The following is a 14643-nucleotide window of genomic DNA, read 5'->3' on the forward strand; positions in this document are numbered from 1 at the left end:
TGCAAACAGGCGGATATTGGGGGACAGTCCATGCCAAAGCCGGATTTCTGGGATTATGTTTTTCGCCTCTTTCGCATCCTGTTTGGCATGGCCATCGCCTTCTGGCTTGGCACGGCCTTTTTCGTGGCGCTCAATCTTGGACAGACGATGCGCGAAATGGAGCCCCAGGGCGGTTTTGACAGCGGCACTTTTTCCTTCATTACCGTGCTGTTTGCCACGCCGGTCACGGCGATGATCGTCGGCCAGATTGCGATCTATCCCATCCTGCTTGCGGTGGTGATTGCCGAGATTGCAGGCCGCAAGGATGCGCTTTTCTATATGCTTGCCGGCATTGCCATTGGCGCGCTGATGGTCGGCTATGGCGCATCACACCGGATTCCCTTTGCCGAAAACCTGTTTCAGTCACTGGTGGTCATCTGTTCCTGCATTGTCGGCATGCTGGTCTATTGGCTGATTGCCGGGCGCGGTGCCGGACGGTTTCACCGCCCGGTCGCCTGATCATTTTGCCTGAGCAGTCAGGATTTTCAGCGCGAAAGCCGAAAACACACCGGCAAACAGCCAGTCGACAATGCGCGTAACGGTCGGATTTTTCTTCAACAGGCCTGCAAACTTGTCTGCCGCCAACACCATGGGAATGGTAAATGGCATCGCCAGCGGAATGAAGGACAGGCCAAGGAAGAACAGTTTCCCCGATGCATGCGGATCCTGCGCCGAGACGAATTGCGGCAGGAAGGTCATGTTGAACAGGATGATCTTCGGATTGAGCAGGTTGATGCCAAGGCCTGTCGCCCAGTTCTGCACCAGCGTATGTTTCTTACCCCCGCCCTTTTCCGGCGAAAAGGCAGAGCCCTTGCGGATGGCCTGCAAGGCAAGCCAGACGAGATAGCCCGCGCCGACAATCTTCAGCAGTGTGAAGGCGGCAGGTGAGGCAATGATCAGTGCCGACAAGCCCAAAGCCACCATGGTGGTGTGGATGACAATGCCGGTGCTGGCGCCCGCCATGCAGGCAAAGCCGGCCGCCTTGCCTTCAGACAGGGCGCGGCCGACAAACAGCGTCATGTCCGGGCCGGGCGTGATGGAGAGGATGGCTGTAGCGATGGCAAACTGGACGAAAACTGTCCATTCGGGAATGAAGGTAAGATTGCTCAGAAACGACATGTAGGAAGACTCCGGAAAGGTGCTGGAAAGCTACTCTGGAATTGCGGTTCTTGCCATCGGTTTTTTGCCTTGAAATTTGCGGCAGGATTGCCTGAACCACACCATGCGGCTTGCACGAAAACGCGCAACTGATAAAAGGCTTCCGAGGAATTTGTTAGGGTGCAGCCTCAATTCGCCGCTCCCCATGAACCGGAAGTAAAATCATGAGCAAGCTGAAAGACGTCAAAAAAGTCGTGCTCGCCTATTCTGGCGGCCTCGACACCTCGATCATCCTGAAATGGCTCCAGACGGAACTGGGCGCAGAGGTTGTGACCTTCACCGCCGATCTCGGTCAGGGCGAGGAACTTGAGCCGGCACGCCGCAAGGCCGAAATGCTCGGCATCAAGGAAATCTTCATCGAGGACGTGCGTGAAGAATTCGTGCGCGATTTCGTCTTTCCGATGTTCCGCGCCAATGCCGTCTATGAAGGCGTCTATCTGCTTGGCACCTCGATTGCCCGTCCGCTGATCGCCAAGCACCTGATCGAAATTGCCGAAAAGACCGGCGCCGATGCGATCGCCCATGGTGCCACCGGCAAGGGCAATGACCAGGTTCGCTTCGAACTGTCTGCCTATGCGCTCAACCCGGACATCAAGATCATCGCCCCATGGCGCGACTGGTCGTTCAAGAGCCGCACCCAGCTGCTCGAATTTGCTGAAAAGCACCAGATCCCGGTTGCCAAGGACAAGAAGGGCGAAGCACCGTTCTCGGTTGACGCCAATCTGCTGCACTCCTCTTCCGAAGGCAAGGTTCTGGAAGATCCGTCACAGCCGGCACCTGAATATGTCCATATGCGCACCATCTCGCCGGAAGCAGCACCTGATCAGCCGACCATCATCAAGATCGGCTTTGAGCGTGGTGATGCCGTTTCGATCAATGGCGTGCGCATGTCGCCGGCAACCCTGCTTGCCAAGCTCAATGATTATGGCCGCGACAATGGTATCGGTCGTATCGACCTTGTCGAAAACCGCTTCGTCGGCATGAAGTCGCGTGGCGTTTATGAAACGCCGGGCGGCACGATCCTGCTTGCCGCACATCGCGCAATCGAATCGATCACGCTCGACCGTGGCGCAGCCCACCTCAAGGACGAGCTGATGCCGCGTTATGCCGAACTGATCTATTACGGTTTCTGGTTCTCGCCAGAGCGCGAAATGCTGCAGGCTGCCATTGACCTCAGCCAGCGCCATGTCGAAGGTGAAGTCACACTCAAGCTCTACAAGGGAAATGTGATGGTAATCGGCCGCGAATCGGAAAAGTCGCTCTATTCCGACAAGCTCGTCACCTTCGAGGACGACCAGGGCGCCTACGACCAGAAGGATGCTGCAGGCTTCATCAAGCTCAATGCGCTGCGTCTGCGCACACTGGCAGCACGCAACCGCAAGTCCCAGGGCTGAACAAAAAGGCCCCTCATCCAACCGGATGAGGGGCCTTTTGCATCTGCAATTCAAACGCCTTCCGGCAGGAAGGGATCAGGCGGCGTGGCGGATGCCCGCCAGCATTTTTTCCTCGCCAGGGCGAAGGGTCAGCACCCGCACGCCATCAGAGGTGACGGCAACCGTATGCTCGAACTGGGCTGAAAGTTTTCCGTCGCGCGTGACCACCGTCCAGCCATCCTTTTCGGTCTTTACCTTGGCCGTGCCCTGATTGAGCATCGGCTCGATGGTGAACACCATGCCTTCGCGCAAAATTTCGCCTGTTCCGGGCTTGCCGAAATGCAGGATCTGCGGCTCCTCATGCATTTCGCGTCCGATGCCATGGCCGCAATAATCCCGCACCACGCCATAATCATGCCGCCTGGCGTGGCGCTCAATGGCATAGCCGATATCGCCGGTGGTAGCCCCCGGGCGCACCGCGGCAATGCCCTTCCACAAAGCCTCATAGGTGACGCGCACAAGCCGCGCAGCATGGGGCATCACCGTGCCGATCATGTAGGTCTTGCTGGAATCGGCAATAAAGCCATCCTTTTCCAGCGTGATGTCGAAATTGATGATCTCGCCATCGGCAATCACATCATCAACCGAAGGCATGCCGTGGCAGACTACCTCATTGCGCGAAGCATTCAGCACATAAGGGTAATCATATTGCCCCTTGCTGGCGGGCCGGGACTTCAGTTCATTGACGATATAATCTTCAACCAGATCATTGACCTGCATGGTGGTCATGCCAGCAAGCCGCATCTGGTCGATGAAGGTGAAGACGGAAGCCAGAAGTGAGCCGGCTGCCGCCATTTTTTCCAGTTCGGCAGGCGTCTTGATCATGACAGCCTCTGCGGCGCGACTTGCAGATTCACATTGGCCTGTCGCAACTGCATCTGGACAATCTCGTTGAAAGAAAGGTCTGGATTGGCCTGCGCCAACATGCCAATCTTCATCCAGTATTCTGCCTGCGCATTGATCGAACGGCACATGACGTCGCTTGCCTTGCGTAACTCCTCATGCAGCTCGTCGCTGATCTTTACGATACCCATGATTGCGTTCCATCGCTTTATATATGAAACGTATATTGTTTGTATATGAACGGAAGTCAACCGGATGAAGCGGCAGAAAGGCTGTTGTTTTCGCAGCCGGACGGAAAGCCGGTTCCCGCTTTCCCGGAACCGCTAGTTCCAGATACCGACGAAAAACACCGCGCAATAATGCAGCGCTGCCCCCACAACGACAAAGCCATGCCAGATCGCATTCTGGAAGCGCAGGCGTTCCCAGACATGGAAGATGACGCCCAGCGAATAGACCGCCCCACCTGCCGCGATCAGCCAGAAAACCGATGGCGGCAGTGACTGGATCATGGTGTCATAGACCATCATGCCGCTCCAGCCGAGCGCCAGATACAGCAGTATAGACAGGCGGTCGAAACGTCCGGGCAGAAACAGCTTGAGCAGAATGCCAAAGATCGCCACGCCCCAGACGAACAGCAGAAGCGGCATGGCCCGCTCGCCCATATGCATGGCAAAGGGCGTATAAGTGCCGGCAATCAGCAGATAAATGGCAGAATGGTCAAACCGGCGCAGGAACCATTTGGTCGAGGATACCGGCCAGATATTGTAGGTGGCGGAAATGGCCAGCGCCAGCACAAGGCTTGCCAGATAAACACCGGAAGAAACCGTCACCGCAACCGGTTGGTTCGGCAGAAAATAGCCGAGCATGGCAATCGCGCCGACAATTGCCAGCGCAACGCCAAGCACATGGATGATACCGTCCGCCCAGAGTTCCGCGCGGTCATAATTCCATCGGACCTTATGTGGCGGCTCTTTGCCCATGATTGTCCCCATCATCCTCATGACAGGAAACTGCCATTCGTATGTAGCCTCAATATGACAGTATGTCGGGAGACAGTCTGCCGTCATGAACGGAAGCAGTCAAGGCAGCCCCCATATGTGGATGCTTGTCCAAACCGGCCATGCGGTTTGGGCGAAGCCATCAGTTTACGGCAGGCTTTGCCGCCGGAACGACATTGCCCTTGACACCCGGCAATGCGGCTGGCTGGACAGTGGCCGTATCATCTGCAGCCGTCTCCATCCTTGCCGCCGCTTCACGCGTCGGGCCATTCCGGAAGCTGCCGTCAAGGCCGGTTTCACGCAAGAGCCCCTTGCGCTTGGCGTCATAATAATAACCGCGTGCATAAAGGCGCACGGCCTGGTTTTCATCCCCCCCTGCAACCTTGTATGCGCCTGAAAGATAGCGAACGGCATATTTCAGATTGGTTTCGGCATCGAGCAGCCCCTTGGCCGGCCCCTTATAGCCCATGCCGCGTGCTGTCGGATGACTGATCTGCATCAGGCCATAATAGGGCCCGTTGCGCGCGGCCGGATTGAAGCGGCTTTCGCGATGGACAACGCGGCGCACCAGACGTTCAGGCACATTATAGGCTTCGGAATATTTGGCGATCAGCAGGTCAATATCACGCGGTGCCGTTGGCGGCGTGACAAAGGCCACGTCGGCGGCAAGCGAAGCGGGTGAAGCTTCCGCCTTGGCTGCGGCAAAAGCCATGGCTGGCTGCATCTGGCCGCGCTCGGCCGGAACGGGAATACCGCCGGAAAAAACCGGGGGCTGATCTTCATCAGACACGGTGTCCGCAACAGGGGCCATGGCCAGGGCCTGCGCCTGAAGCCGGGCCTTGCCGGCATCCTCAGCATTCAGGGTCGGTGCCTGCGACCGGGCGCCGGTCTGATCTGCAGCAAGGCTTGTGGCGGCTTGTGCGGCACCGGCAGCCTCTGCGCCGGCCTTTGTTCCTGCCGCATTGGCGGCAACTGCCGCCTGCCTGCCTGCCGTATTGGTCACATCGCCTGACTGGGCAGCATTTGCGGTTTGTTCACCTGCATTCTGCCCTGCATCAGAGGCAGGCGAAACCAGTGCTGTCTTGATAGCCTCGCCGTTATTACTGGTGGTGTTGCAGGCGCTGAGCGCCATGGCGCATCCCAGCAGCGCCAATCCAGTGGCAAGAGACGGTCGTTTTGGCTGCGAAGAGGACAAAGGGAAAAGACGCAGCATTGATCCTACTCGCCGAAATCGCGTTCAATGCGCTGCTCAAGCTCGACAAGGTCTTCTGGCAAAGGCATGCCGCTCGCCTTGAGTGCATTCAGCTTTTCACGCAAAATCTCGCGGATTTCATGCGCGTCTTCAGGCTGATTCACCATTTCCCTGAACAGGAGTGCGATTTCCGCCTTGATTTCCTCGAATGCCATCCAGATCCTCTTGGCCTGACGACCCGCAACAGGCCGCTCAGTCAAACAAATTTCCTTCAGTCGACAGACATGGTTTAACATGCAAATGCCGCCAAGCGGAAGCATGAAACGACCGCTCTGCGGCAAAATGAATGTTTCAGGACGTAACAAAGACTTCAGACCAGCGCGGCAACAGGCGCAACCAAAAACATCAAATCATTGATTTCATGAGTTAATATTCCAAAACCATCGAATCCCAGATGGTTGCCTGCATCGAACAGGTAAATGCTCATCCAGATCAATGCCGCAATGAGTAGAATGGCCAGAATCATGAGGACAAGCAGCCGCCGACCGACAGAACTGCTGCCATTTGGATGAGCCTTCATACCTAATCGTTATCCTGATCAATCATCATTCGATGCATTCAAATCGTCGGGCTCAACTCCTTCCTCACGGACAGAAGGCGCAAGATAGCCCTCTTTGGTGAGCCATTGACGCAGGATCAGCGCAATAGCCTCCGTCTGGTTCAGCCGTGGATGCTTTTCAGCAATGAAGCGTTCCAGAGCAGAGTGAATATCCTCCGGCAGATAGGTGCTCATGATCCCTCCGATTTTACACAACCCGGACTGACAGTCGCGGCAGACCTTCGATCGTTGCGACAACTTCGTCGCCACGCCTGACCGGGCCAACTCCTGCCGGCGTACCGGTAAAGAGAAGATCACCGGAATAAAGTGTAAAATATGTCGATAAATAGGAAATTGCCTCGGCCACTTTCCAGATCATCTGGTTGAGATCGCCAGACTGGCGCGTTTCGCCATTCACACTGAGCGCAATCGTGCCCTTTGCCAGATGGCCGCATTCGGCCACAGGAACCAGTGCCGAGCATGGCGCAGAATGATCAAACGACTTGCCCAGCTCCCACGGGCGGCCATCCTTTTTGGCCTCCGCCTGCAGGTCGCGGCGTGTCATGTCAATGCCAACGGCATAACCGAAGACATGATCAAGCGCCTTTTCGACCGGAATGTCACGCCCGCCTTCCTTGAGCGCGACCACAAGCTCAACCTCGTGATGCACATTGTCAGACTTCACCGGATAGGGAAAATCCGCGCCATCCGTGACAAGGCAATCTGCACTTTTCAGAAAGAAAAATGGCGGATTGCGTGTTGGATCACTGCCCATTTCAATGGCGTGATCGGCATAATTCTGGCCGACGCAATAAATCCTGCGGACGGGAAAGCGAGCCGTGGTTCCCTGAACGGCCAGTGCAGGCTGAGCCGGTGGCGTGATCACATAATTTGTCATGAATAAAGTTCCCGTCTGCTTTGCATAATTCTGCGGTATTTTGCCGGGCTGCGCAGCATCCCGCAAGTCTTGCTGATGCCAGGCTTGTCAAAATTCCCTGTTATCATCAGCAAGACAAAAAAGACGTTAACGCAGCCAGGAACGGACAATACACGCTTTGTTATTCCCAAATGCGAAGATTGATCTATCCTGCCTTGCAAAGACCATGGAAGCACTGCAGTGGCTTTTGATGCAGAATCTCAAGACATTGCATTACCAACCAATCTATTGGACGGGAATCGAATGAGCGTCAGAACGATTGCCACTACCCCTTATCAGGACCAGCGGCCGGGCACATCGGGCCTGCGCAAGAAAGTTCCGGTTTTTCAGCAGCCCAATTATGCGGAAAATTTCATCCAGTCTGTTTTCGACGTGCTGGAAGGTTTTGCCGGCAAGACGCTGATCGTCGGCGGCGACGGACGCTTCTATAACCGTGAAGTGATCCAGAAGCTGATCAAGATGGCCATTGCCAATGGCTTTGGCCGCATCATGGTTGGTCAGGGGGGCATTCTGTCCACCCCTGCCGCATCCAACATGATCCGCCAGTACAAGGCCTTTGGCGGCGTGGTGCTGTCGGCCAGCCACAATCCCGGCGGGGAACATGGCGATTTCGGCATCAAGTTCAATGTCGCCAATGGCGGCCCGGCGCCGGAAAAGATCACCGAAGCAATCTATGCCCGCTCGAAGGTGATCAGCGAATACAGGATTTTCGACACTGCCGATATTGATATCGACACGATCGGCACGAAGAAGATTGGTGATGCCGAGGTCGTCATCTTTGATCCGGTGGCCGATTATGCGGCACTGATGGAGAAGCTGTTCGACTTTGATGCCATCCGCGCCATGATCAAGGGCGGCTTTACGCTCCGTTTTGACGCCATGCATGCTGTCACCGGTCCCTATGCCAAGGAAATCCTTGAACACCGGCTTGGTGCGCCGGAGGGAAGCGTGGTCAATTTCGTGCCGCTGCCGGATTTTGGCGGCCATCACCCCGATCCCAATCTGGTCTATGCCAGAGATCTCTATGATCTGATGATGTCGGACAAGGCGCCGGATTTCGGCGCAGCCTCGGACGGGGATGGCGACCGCAATCTGATCATCGGACGCGGCATTTTTGTCACCCCATCCGATTCGCTGGCCATTCTTGCCGCCAATGCGCATCTGGTGCCGGCCTACAAGGACGGCATCAAAGGCATTGCCCGTTCCATGCCGACCAGCGCTGCCGCCGACCGCGTTGCGGAAAAGCTTGGTATCGGCATGTATGAAACGCCAACCGGCTGGAAATTCTTCGGCAATCTGCTGGACGCCGACAAGGTGACGATCTGTGGCGAGGAAAGCTCCGGCACCAGTTCCAACCACGTGCGCGAAAAGGATGGACTGTGGGCCGTCCTGCTCTGGCTCAATATTCTGGCAGTGCGCAAAGAGAGCGTCAAAGCAATCGTGGAGGGCCATTGGGCGAAATTCGGCCGCAACTATTATACGCGCCATGACTATGAAGAAGTCGATGCCGATATTGCACAGAAACTGGTGACGGATCTGCGCGCCAGGCTGGCAAGCCTTCCAGGCAGCACGGTCAATGGCCTCAGGATCACCAAGGCCGATGACTTTGCCTATCATGACCCGATCGATCATTCGGTAAGCGAACATCAGGGTGTGCGCATCTATTTCGAAGGCGGCGGCCGCGTCGTGCTGCGTCTGTCTGGGACGGGTACATCCGGCGCGACGATCCGCATCTATATCGAGCGATTCGAGGCCGATCAGAGCAGGCACAATCTCGACACACAGGAAACGCTTGCCGCGCTGATCGAGGCGGCAGAGCAGATTGCCGAGGTGAAAAAGCGCAGCCGCCGCTCTGGCCCAAGCGTGATTACCTGATGGCATGGCTTGCAATGAAAAAGGGCCTCGCGGCCCTTTTTCATTCAAACACGATGGCAGGGGCTGCCTTGCCGCCTTTTGCGCCTTGGAGATTGTCCCAGACCTTGCGCGCAATGTCGCGATAGATGGCGGCATGCAGGCTTTCCGGCTCAACCGCCGTGATCGGCGTGCCATTGTCGGAATAGACACGTACATCCATGTGCAGCGGCACCTCGCCCAGGAATGGCACATTGAGACGCTCGGCATCCTTGCGCGCGCCGCCATGACCGAAAATGTCATAGCGCTTGCCGGTATCGGGCGCGATGAAATAGCTCATATTCTCGATAATGCCGAGCAGGGGCACATTCACCTTGCGGAACATGTTGAGCCCCTTGCGTGCATCGATCAGCGCCAGATCCTGCGGCGTGGAGACAACGACCGCACCGGCAAGCGGCACCTGTTGCGCCATGGTAAGCTGCGCATCACCCGTTCCAGGCGGCATATCGACCACCAGCACGTCGAGATTGCCCCAGGCAACCTCGCGCAACATCTGGGTGAGTGCCGACATGACCATTGGCCCACGCCAGATCATCGGCGTTTCCTCATCCACCATGAAGCCCATGGACATGACTTTCAGGCCATAATTTTCCATCGGTTTCAGCACGCGCCCATCCACGGTTTCAGGACGGCCGGCAAGGCCGAGCAGGCGCGGCATGGATGGCCCATAAATATCGGCATCGAGAATACCGACCTTCAGGCCATTGGCCTGCAGGCCGAGCGCCAGATTGACCGCCGTGGTCGACTTGCCAACACCACCTTTGCCGGAGGCAACGGCAATGATGTGGTCAACACCGGGAACGCCCGCCTTTTGCGGCGACTGATGGCCAGACTGCGGTGCATGTCTTGGCGCAGACGGAGCCGGACGTGGCGGCGCATCATCGCTGGTGCGCCCGCCCTTCTTTTCAGCCGTCAGCGTGACCAGCGCGCTCTTGACACCCGGAATGTCCTTCACCGCCCTTTCCGCCGCCAGACGCATCGGCTCCAGCGCATTGGCACGTTCTGCCGGTATGGTGATAGAGAAGAACACCTTGCCGTCGGCAATGAAAATATCAGACACCAATCCAAGCGAGACGATATCGCTCTGGAAATCCGGCCCTGTCACGGTCTTCAGCCGTTCCAGCACCTGTTCGCGCGTTACACCAGACATTGCAAATCCATTTCTGCGCAAAGCCATTTCTGCCGGTCAAGCCCTGGCGCTTCACATTGCCTTATTGGGCTTGCCCATCTCATGTGTCTTGAGATAATCCAGTTTTATCAAAAAGACCAATGGTCATATGCTGACCGGCAAGAAATCCTCCAAGGCATGCCTGCCCAGACCGGAAAATGGCCCGGCATGACAGGGTATGCGAAAATGAAAGCAAGGCATTTCGTCTGCAAGACAGGGAATGCGGCAGGAAAGGCAAGGCAATGGCAAAAGCCATCCATTCGATGATTCGTGTGCTTGACGAGGAAAGATCCGTTTCCTTCTACAATCAGGCCTTTGGCCTTGAAGTCGCAGAGCGCATCGATTTCGAAACCTTCACGCTGATCTATCTCAGCAATTCCGAATCAAGCTTTGAACTGGAGCTCACCGTCAACAAGGGGCGTACCGAGCCTTACAATCTGGGCGACGGCTATGGCCATCTTGCCGTGTCGGTGGATGACATTGACGCCGAATATGCCCGTTTCAATGAACTTGGCTTCAAGGTCGGCAAGCTTGTTGATTTCAAGAACAATGGCGTCGACATTGCGCGCTTCTTCTTTGTCGAAGACCCGGACGGCTACAAGATCGAAGTGCTCCAGCGCGGCGGACGCTATCTGTAAACCGGACGACGCGCTTTCCGGCCTTTCCGCCCCTTGGCAAGGACAGTGCGCGCCGCTTAAATAGGCGACGGAAAAGAGAGTTCGACATTGATCGGCAAGATGACAAGGCGAGACATGACAGGACTGGCAATACGCTTGCTCAGCGTCATTGCGCTTCTGTTCATCAGCTTTGCCCATAAGCCGATCAATTTCACTGTTCCGCTCAATATGGCGGCTTATATGCTACCGGATGGCAGCTATCCGGTGATTTGCCGTGATAGTGACGACCATTCTGCCCATGATTCCGGCGCGCATTTCAAACCCGACAGCTGCGATGCCTGCCGCCTGTCTTCATCGGTGATCTGCCCGGCGCCTCAGCCTTCAACAGGCGCGGCACCGCATATTGCCGTAGCTCATGCACCTGTTCCACCACAGCCGGTGCTGTGGCGCGACATCTATCCGCCATCGGCCCCGCCACAGGCGCCCCCGCTTGCCTGAATAGTTTCAACCACGCGCATGGCAAAGCCTGTCTTGCGCATCCCTTGATCTATTCAGGAATTCAAACGATGAAAATCTATCGTCATTTCACCGCGCTTGCAGTCCTTGGTGTTCTTTCCCTTGGTGCCGGCGCTGCCGAAGCCCATTCCACCCTTGAACAGAGCGAAGCCAATGCCGGCAGCCGCTACAAGGCCATCGTGCGCATTCCGCATGGCTGCGGACACAAGGCCACGACCAAAGTGACCATTGAACTGCCGGAAGGTTTTCTCGCCGCCAAGCCGCAGGCAAAGGCCGGCTGGAAAATCGAAACCGTCAGCGGCGACTATGCCAAGACCTACAAGCTTTTCGGCAAGGATATCAGCGCTGGCGTGCGCATGGTCGTGTTCAGCAATGGCAATCTACCCAGCAACCATTATGATGAATTTGTCGTGGTCGGCCATCTCGCCAATTTCGACAAAGACACGACACTCGCCTTCCCGGTCACGCAAAATTGCGGCAAGGATGCCTCCGTCGCATGGACGGAAGTGCCCCAGCCCGGCCAGAACGCGCATGGCCTGAAAAACCCGGCGCCAACACTTCTGGTACGTGCCGCACAGGAAGATCACAGCCATCACCACATGCACGATGAGACCAAGCATGACGACCACAGCGCCCATGCTGGTCATGGTGGTGCTGGTCATGCCGCGGCAGGCCACGAAGCAACCCATGGCAATGCCATGCATGCAGACCATCAGGCCGCAATGCCAGACATGGCTTCAGTCAAGGCAGGTGATCTGCAAATCACCGCCCCCCTCATCCGCGCCATGGTTCCCGGCTCGAAAGTGGCTGGCGGCTTCCTCACCATCAGCAATAATGGCAAGGACAATGACCGGCTTGTCGGTGTTACCACAGATGGCGTCAAGCAGGTGGAAATCCACGAAATGGCCATGGTCGATGAAGTGATGAAAATGCGCAAGCTGGAAAATGGCCTTGCCATCCCGGCCGGCAAGACCGTCGAGCTGAAGCCCGGCGGCTATCACCTGATGTTCATCGAACCAGCCAAGCCTTATGCCGAAGGCGACAAGGTTCCGGTCACACTGGAATTTGAAAAGGCCGGCAAGGTTGAGCTTGCCTTCCCGGTTGGCCCGCGCAAGGGCGGACACTGATTGCGGCAAGGCATTATCCGTCAGGCAGCCATTGCGGCTGCCTGACCATTTCCCAAACGGCTCCATCTCTACCCATTTCCATGAAATATATTGGAATCATTCCAAATGATTGGAAATCAATGACTTATTTTAACATGAGTTATTGACTCCAGATTTGTTTCATGGTTCCCTTGCTGCAGCGTCATTGTCATTCCCGGCCATGGTGCTGTTCTCATTTTGACACCTTTGATTTTTGGGCCTTGAACCCTTAGGATTGGAGGACCGAATGTTTGGTCACGGTGAATGCCGGGCCGCGCTGCCAGCTGGCAAGAGCCGGCATTTTGGTGGATCGCGGTTGCGGCATGATGAAATTGCAGCCCCTTCCCGCATGCATGTGCGCCAATACCGCATTGCGCCTTCTCCGCATGCAGCCGAACCCGGATGGGGGTGGGCATGAATATCCACATTTCACAACTCAATGGCGCCAATACGAGCGGCTATTTTGACCGCACACCGGAACGTCTTGTGCTTGAAGGCTATCGCCGCTGGACGGCCGGTTTTGAAACGGGCTCCATCGTGCCGTGGGAAATGGTCTGGGGACTTTATGCGGAACATCTCGGACTTTCGCAGGCCAAACGTGCCATTCCCGATCTTTCCGTCTTCATCCGCACGCTGCATCATTGCGCAAGATGCAGTCTGGCGGCCTTTCCATTCGATTCACAGCAGGTCTGCCGTGAGGAATGTCTGGTGCTCGGCCTGATTTCCGGCCTGCAGAATCAGGATGCGCTGCTGAGCGTTACCTGTCTGGAGGCCTTGGTCACGCCAAGTCGCTGCGACATCGTGGCAGATGCTGCACGCGACTTTGCCAACACTTTGGCCGATTTTGGCCAGACTTTGCTGCCAATACCGCTGCACGCAATCGATCTGGCTCTGAAAAGGGGCCCAAAGGCAACCATTCATTGAGCCGACCATTTGTCGGACAGACAAAATTCTTGAGTCGCCGATAAATGGCGCAAGGAGAAAATATGTACGCCAGAACAGAAAGACGACTGGGCATTGCCGCAGCTCTGGCCCTGACATTTGCTGCCTTTGTCATGCCAGGCAGCATGAATCATCTCGCGCCACGCGATGCTGCCATGCGCGTGCCCACCATCGAGAAGACCGAACCTGTCGATCTGGCAGTCTTCAGCAATGCGGCTGCCAGCGCCGTTCATTATGACTGAGGCACAGGCCGATCATCCGACGATGATCGGCGCCTTGCCCTGCACGCGATCATAAAGATCGATAATATCCTGATTGATCAGGCGGATACAGCCGGACGACATGGCCTGTCCGATCGACCACCATTCGGGTGAGCCGTGAATGCGATAGCCGGTATCGCGTCCATCCTTGTAGATGTAAAGCGCACGCGCACCGAGTGGATTGTCCGGCCCCGGCTCCTGACCATTACGGTATTTTGCCAGCTCAGGCTTGCGCTGGATCATTTCCGGTGGCGGCGTCCAGCGCGGCCACTGTTTCTTGTACTGCACATTGGCCGTACCTGACCATTCAAAGCCGGCCTTGCCTATGCCAATGCCATAGCGCATGGCCTCGCCACCCGGCAGGACATAATAAAGGAAGCGATCCTTCAGGCTGACGACAATGGTTCCCGGCGCCTGACCTGTCGGATCCGGCACAATCTGGCGACGATACTGCTTGGGTATTTTCTGATAGGGAATGGCAGGCAGGGAATAGGGCCCTTCCTGCACCGCGGCATACATCACCTCTGGCGAAGACAAGGAGCGATCCACACTCACCTGCGGGCGCATCGGCGTAATCGCCCCGGTGGTCATCTGATCAAGTTCTGTCTTCAGGGCAGACATATCGAAAGTTTGCGAGCAGCCTGCCGCTCCGCTGACGAAGACTGCGCCAGCGCCAAGCAGAAAACCGCGGCGCGTCTGATGTTCACTCAACTTCTTCATGCAAACCGACCAAGATACGGGTTGGCAAACCGCCCGGCAAAGCCGTACGAATACCCAACAATTTGCATATTCATGGTTGAGGAAGCGTTAAACGGTGCATTATGCCGTTTACAATTTGCAGAATTCCCGCGTTCTGCTTCAATTTAGGGCAATTCCAGGAAAGCAG

The 14643-nt window shown here is 56.3% G+C and carries 19 protein-coding genes; 8 read left to right on the forward strand and 11 right to left on the reverse strand.

Translation table 11 applies throughout. The features are described 5' to 3' along the window. Positions 1–30 precede the first annotated feature (30 nt). Complete coding sequence (locus tag ACFO1V_RS14315; RefSeq protein ID WP_374830989.1) at positions 31–498, forward strand: hypothetical protein; 468 nt, start codon at positions 31–33, stop codon at positions 496–498. On the opposite strand, the gene ACFO1V_RS14320 is transcribed toward ACFO1V_RS14315, so the two are convergent. Then, complete coding sequence (locus ACFO1V_RS14320) at positions 499–1158, reverse strand: LysE family translocator (RefSeq protein WP_374830987.1); 660 nt, start codon at positions 1156–1158, stop codon at positions 499–501. It lies immediately after the preceding gene. A 203-nt stretch (positions 1159–1361) separates the two neighbouring features. On the opposite strand from ACFO1V_RS14320, the gene ACFO1V_RS14325 reads away from it, so the two are divergent. Further along, the gene (locus ACFO1V_RS14325; protein WP_374830985.1) at positions 1362–2591 is read left to right on the forward strand and encodes an argininosuccinate synthase; all 1230 of its coding nucleotides are present in this window, start codon (positions 1362–1364) and stop codon (positions 2589–2591) included. Positions 2592–2666: 75 nt separating this feature from the next. Here ACFO1V_RS14325 and map read toward each other — a convergent pair whose 3' ends face one another. The 8 genes from map to ACFO1V_RS14365 form a co-directional block, all read right to left on the reverse strand. Further along, positions 2667–3455, reverse strand: coding sequence for a type I methionyl aminopeptidase (gene map, locus ACFO1V_RS14330; RefSeq protein WP_374830983.1), 789 nt, complete (start codon positions 3453–3455; stop codon positions 2667–2669). Beyond that, complete coding sequence (locus tag ACFO1V_RS14335) at positions 3452–3664, reverse strand: ParD-like family protein (RefSeq protein ID WP_374830981.1); 213 nt, start codon at positions 3662–3664, stop codon at positions 3452–3454. Before ACFO1V_RS14335 ends, map begins: the two co-directional genes overlap by 4 nt. 132 nt (positions 3665–3796) lie before the next feature. Continuing rightward, on the reverse strand, positions 3797–4453 hold the full coding sequence (trhA, locus tag ACFO1V_RS14340) for a PAQR family membrane homeostasis protein TrhA (protein WP_374830979.1): 657 nt from the start codon (positions 4451–4453) through the stop codon (positions 3797–3799). Between the two features lie 160 nt (positions 4454–4613). Next, positions 4614–5684 (reverse strand): transglycosylase SLT domain-containing protein, encoded by a 1071-nt coding sequence (locus ACFO1V_RS14345; protein WP_465251729.1) that lies wholly within the window; start codon positions 5682–5684, stop codon positions 4614–4616. Between the two features lie 5 nt (positions 5685–5689). Next, positions 5690–5878: a hypothetical protein gene (locus tag ACFO1V_RS14350; protein ID WP_374831044.1), complete on the reverse strand. Its 189-nt coding sequence runs from the start codon at positions 5876–5878 to the stop codon at positions 5690–5692. Between the two features lie 155 nt (positions 5879–6033). Beyond that, a complete protein-coding gene (locus tag ACFO1V_RS14355; protein ID WP_374830975.1) occupies positions 6034–6243 on the reverse strand; it encodes a hypothetical protein in 210 nt (69 codons plus the stop codon). Between the two features lie 18 nt (positions 6244–6261). Next, positions 6262–6456, reverse strand: a complete 195-nt coding sequence (locus ACFO1V_RS14360) for a hypothetical protein (RefSeq protein WP_374830973.1) — start codon at positions 6454–6456, stop codon at positions 6262–6264. Positions 6457–6469: 13 nt separating this feature from the next. After that, entirely contained in the window at positions 6470–7159 is a 690-nt protein-coding gene (locus ACFO1V_RS14365; RefSeq protein ID WP_374830971.1) for a fumarylacetoacetate hydrolase family protein, read from the reverse strand. Positions 7160–7441: 282 nt separating this feature from the next. On the opposite strand from ACFO1V_RS14365, the gene ACFO1V_RS14370 reads away from it, so the two are divergent. Beyond that, positions 7442–9073 carry an alpha-D-glucose phosphate-specific phosphoglucomutase gene (locus ACFO1V_RS14370; RefSeq protein ID WP_374830969.1) on the forward strand — a complete coding sequence of 544 codons (1632 nt, stop codon included), beginning with the start codon at positions 7442–7444 and terminating at the stop codon, positions 9071–9073. A gap of 40 nt (positions 9074–9113) precedes the next feature. Here ACFO1V_RS14370 and ACFO1V_RS14375 read toward each other — a convergent pair whose 3' ends face one another. After that, positions 9114–10259 carry an Mrp/NBP35 family ATP-binding protein gene (locus tag ACFO1V_RS14375; protein ID WP_374830967.1) on the reverse strand — a complete coding sequence of 382 codons (1146 nt, stop codon included), beginning with the start codon at positions 10257–10259 and terminating at the stop codon, positions 9114–9116. Positions 10260–10519: 260 nt separating this feature from the next. Here ACFO1V_RS14375 and ACFO1V_RS14380 point away from each other — a divergent pair, with 260 nt between their 5' ends. The 5 genes from ACFO1V_RS14380 to ACFO1V_RS14400 all read left to right on the forward strand — a co-directional run bounded on the left by ACFO1V_RS14380 (position 10520) and on the right by ACFO1V_RS14400 (position 13739). After that, positions 10520–10915 (forward strand): VOC family protein, encoded by a 396-nt coding sequence (locus ACFO1V_RS14380; RefSeq protein ID WP_374830965.1) that lies wholly within the window; start codon positions 10520–10522, stop codon positions 10913–10915. Positions 10916–11029: 114 nt separating this feature from the next. Further along, complete coding sequence (locus ACFO1V_RS14385) at positions 11030–11392, forward strand: hypothetical protein (protein WP_374830963.1); 363 nt, start codon at positions 11030–11032, stop codon at positions 11390–11392. A gap of 68 nt (positions 11393–11460) precedes the next feature. Next, entirely contained in the window at positions 11461–12537 is a 1077-nt protein-coding gene (locus tag ACFO1V_RS14390) for a copper chaperone PCu(A)C domain-containing protein (RefSeq protein ID WP_374830961.1), read from the forward strand. A 432-nt stretch (positions 12538–12969) separates the two neighbouring features. Further along, positions 12970–13479, forward strand: a complete 510-nt coding sequence (locus ACFO1V_RS14395) for a hypothetical protein (RefSeq protein ID WP_374830959.1) — start codon at positions 12970–12972, stop codon at positions 13477–13479. Between the two features lie 62 nt (positions 13480–13541). Further along, positions 13542–13739, forward strand: coding sequence for a hypothetical protein (locus tag ACFO1V_RS14400; RefSeq protein WP_374830957.1), 198 nt, complete (start codon positions 13542–13544; stop codon positions 13737–13739). 12 nt (positions 13740–13751) lie between these two features. Here ACFO1V_RS14400 and ACFO1V_RS14405 read toward each other — a convergent pair whose 3' ends face one another. Continuing rightward, complete coding sequence (locus ACFO1V_RS14405) at positions 13752–14477, reverse strand: L,D-transpeptidase (protein WP_374830955.1); 726 nt, start codon at positions 14475–14477, stop codon at positions 13752–13754. Positions 14478–14643 lie beyond the last annotated feature (166 nt).

Source organism: Daeguia caeni (assembly GCF_042653845.1).
Classification (GTDB): Bacteria; Pseudomonadota; Alphaproteobacteria; order Rhizobiales; family Rhizobiaceae; genus Brucella; species Brucella caeni.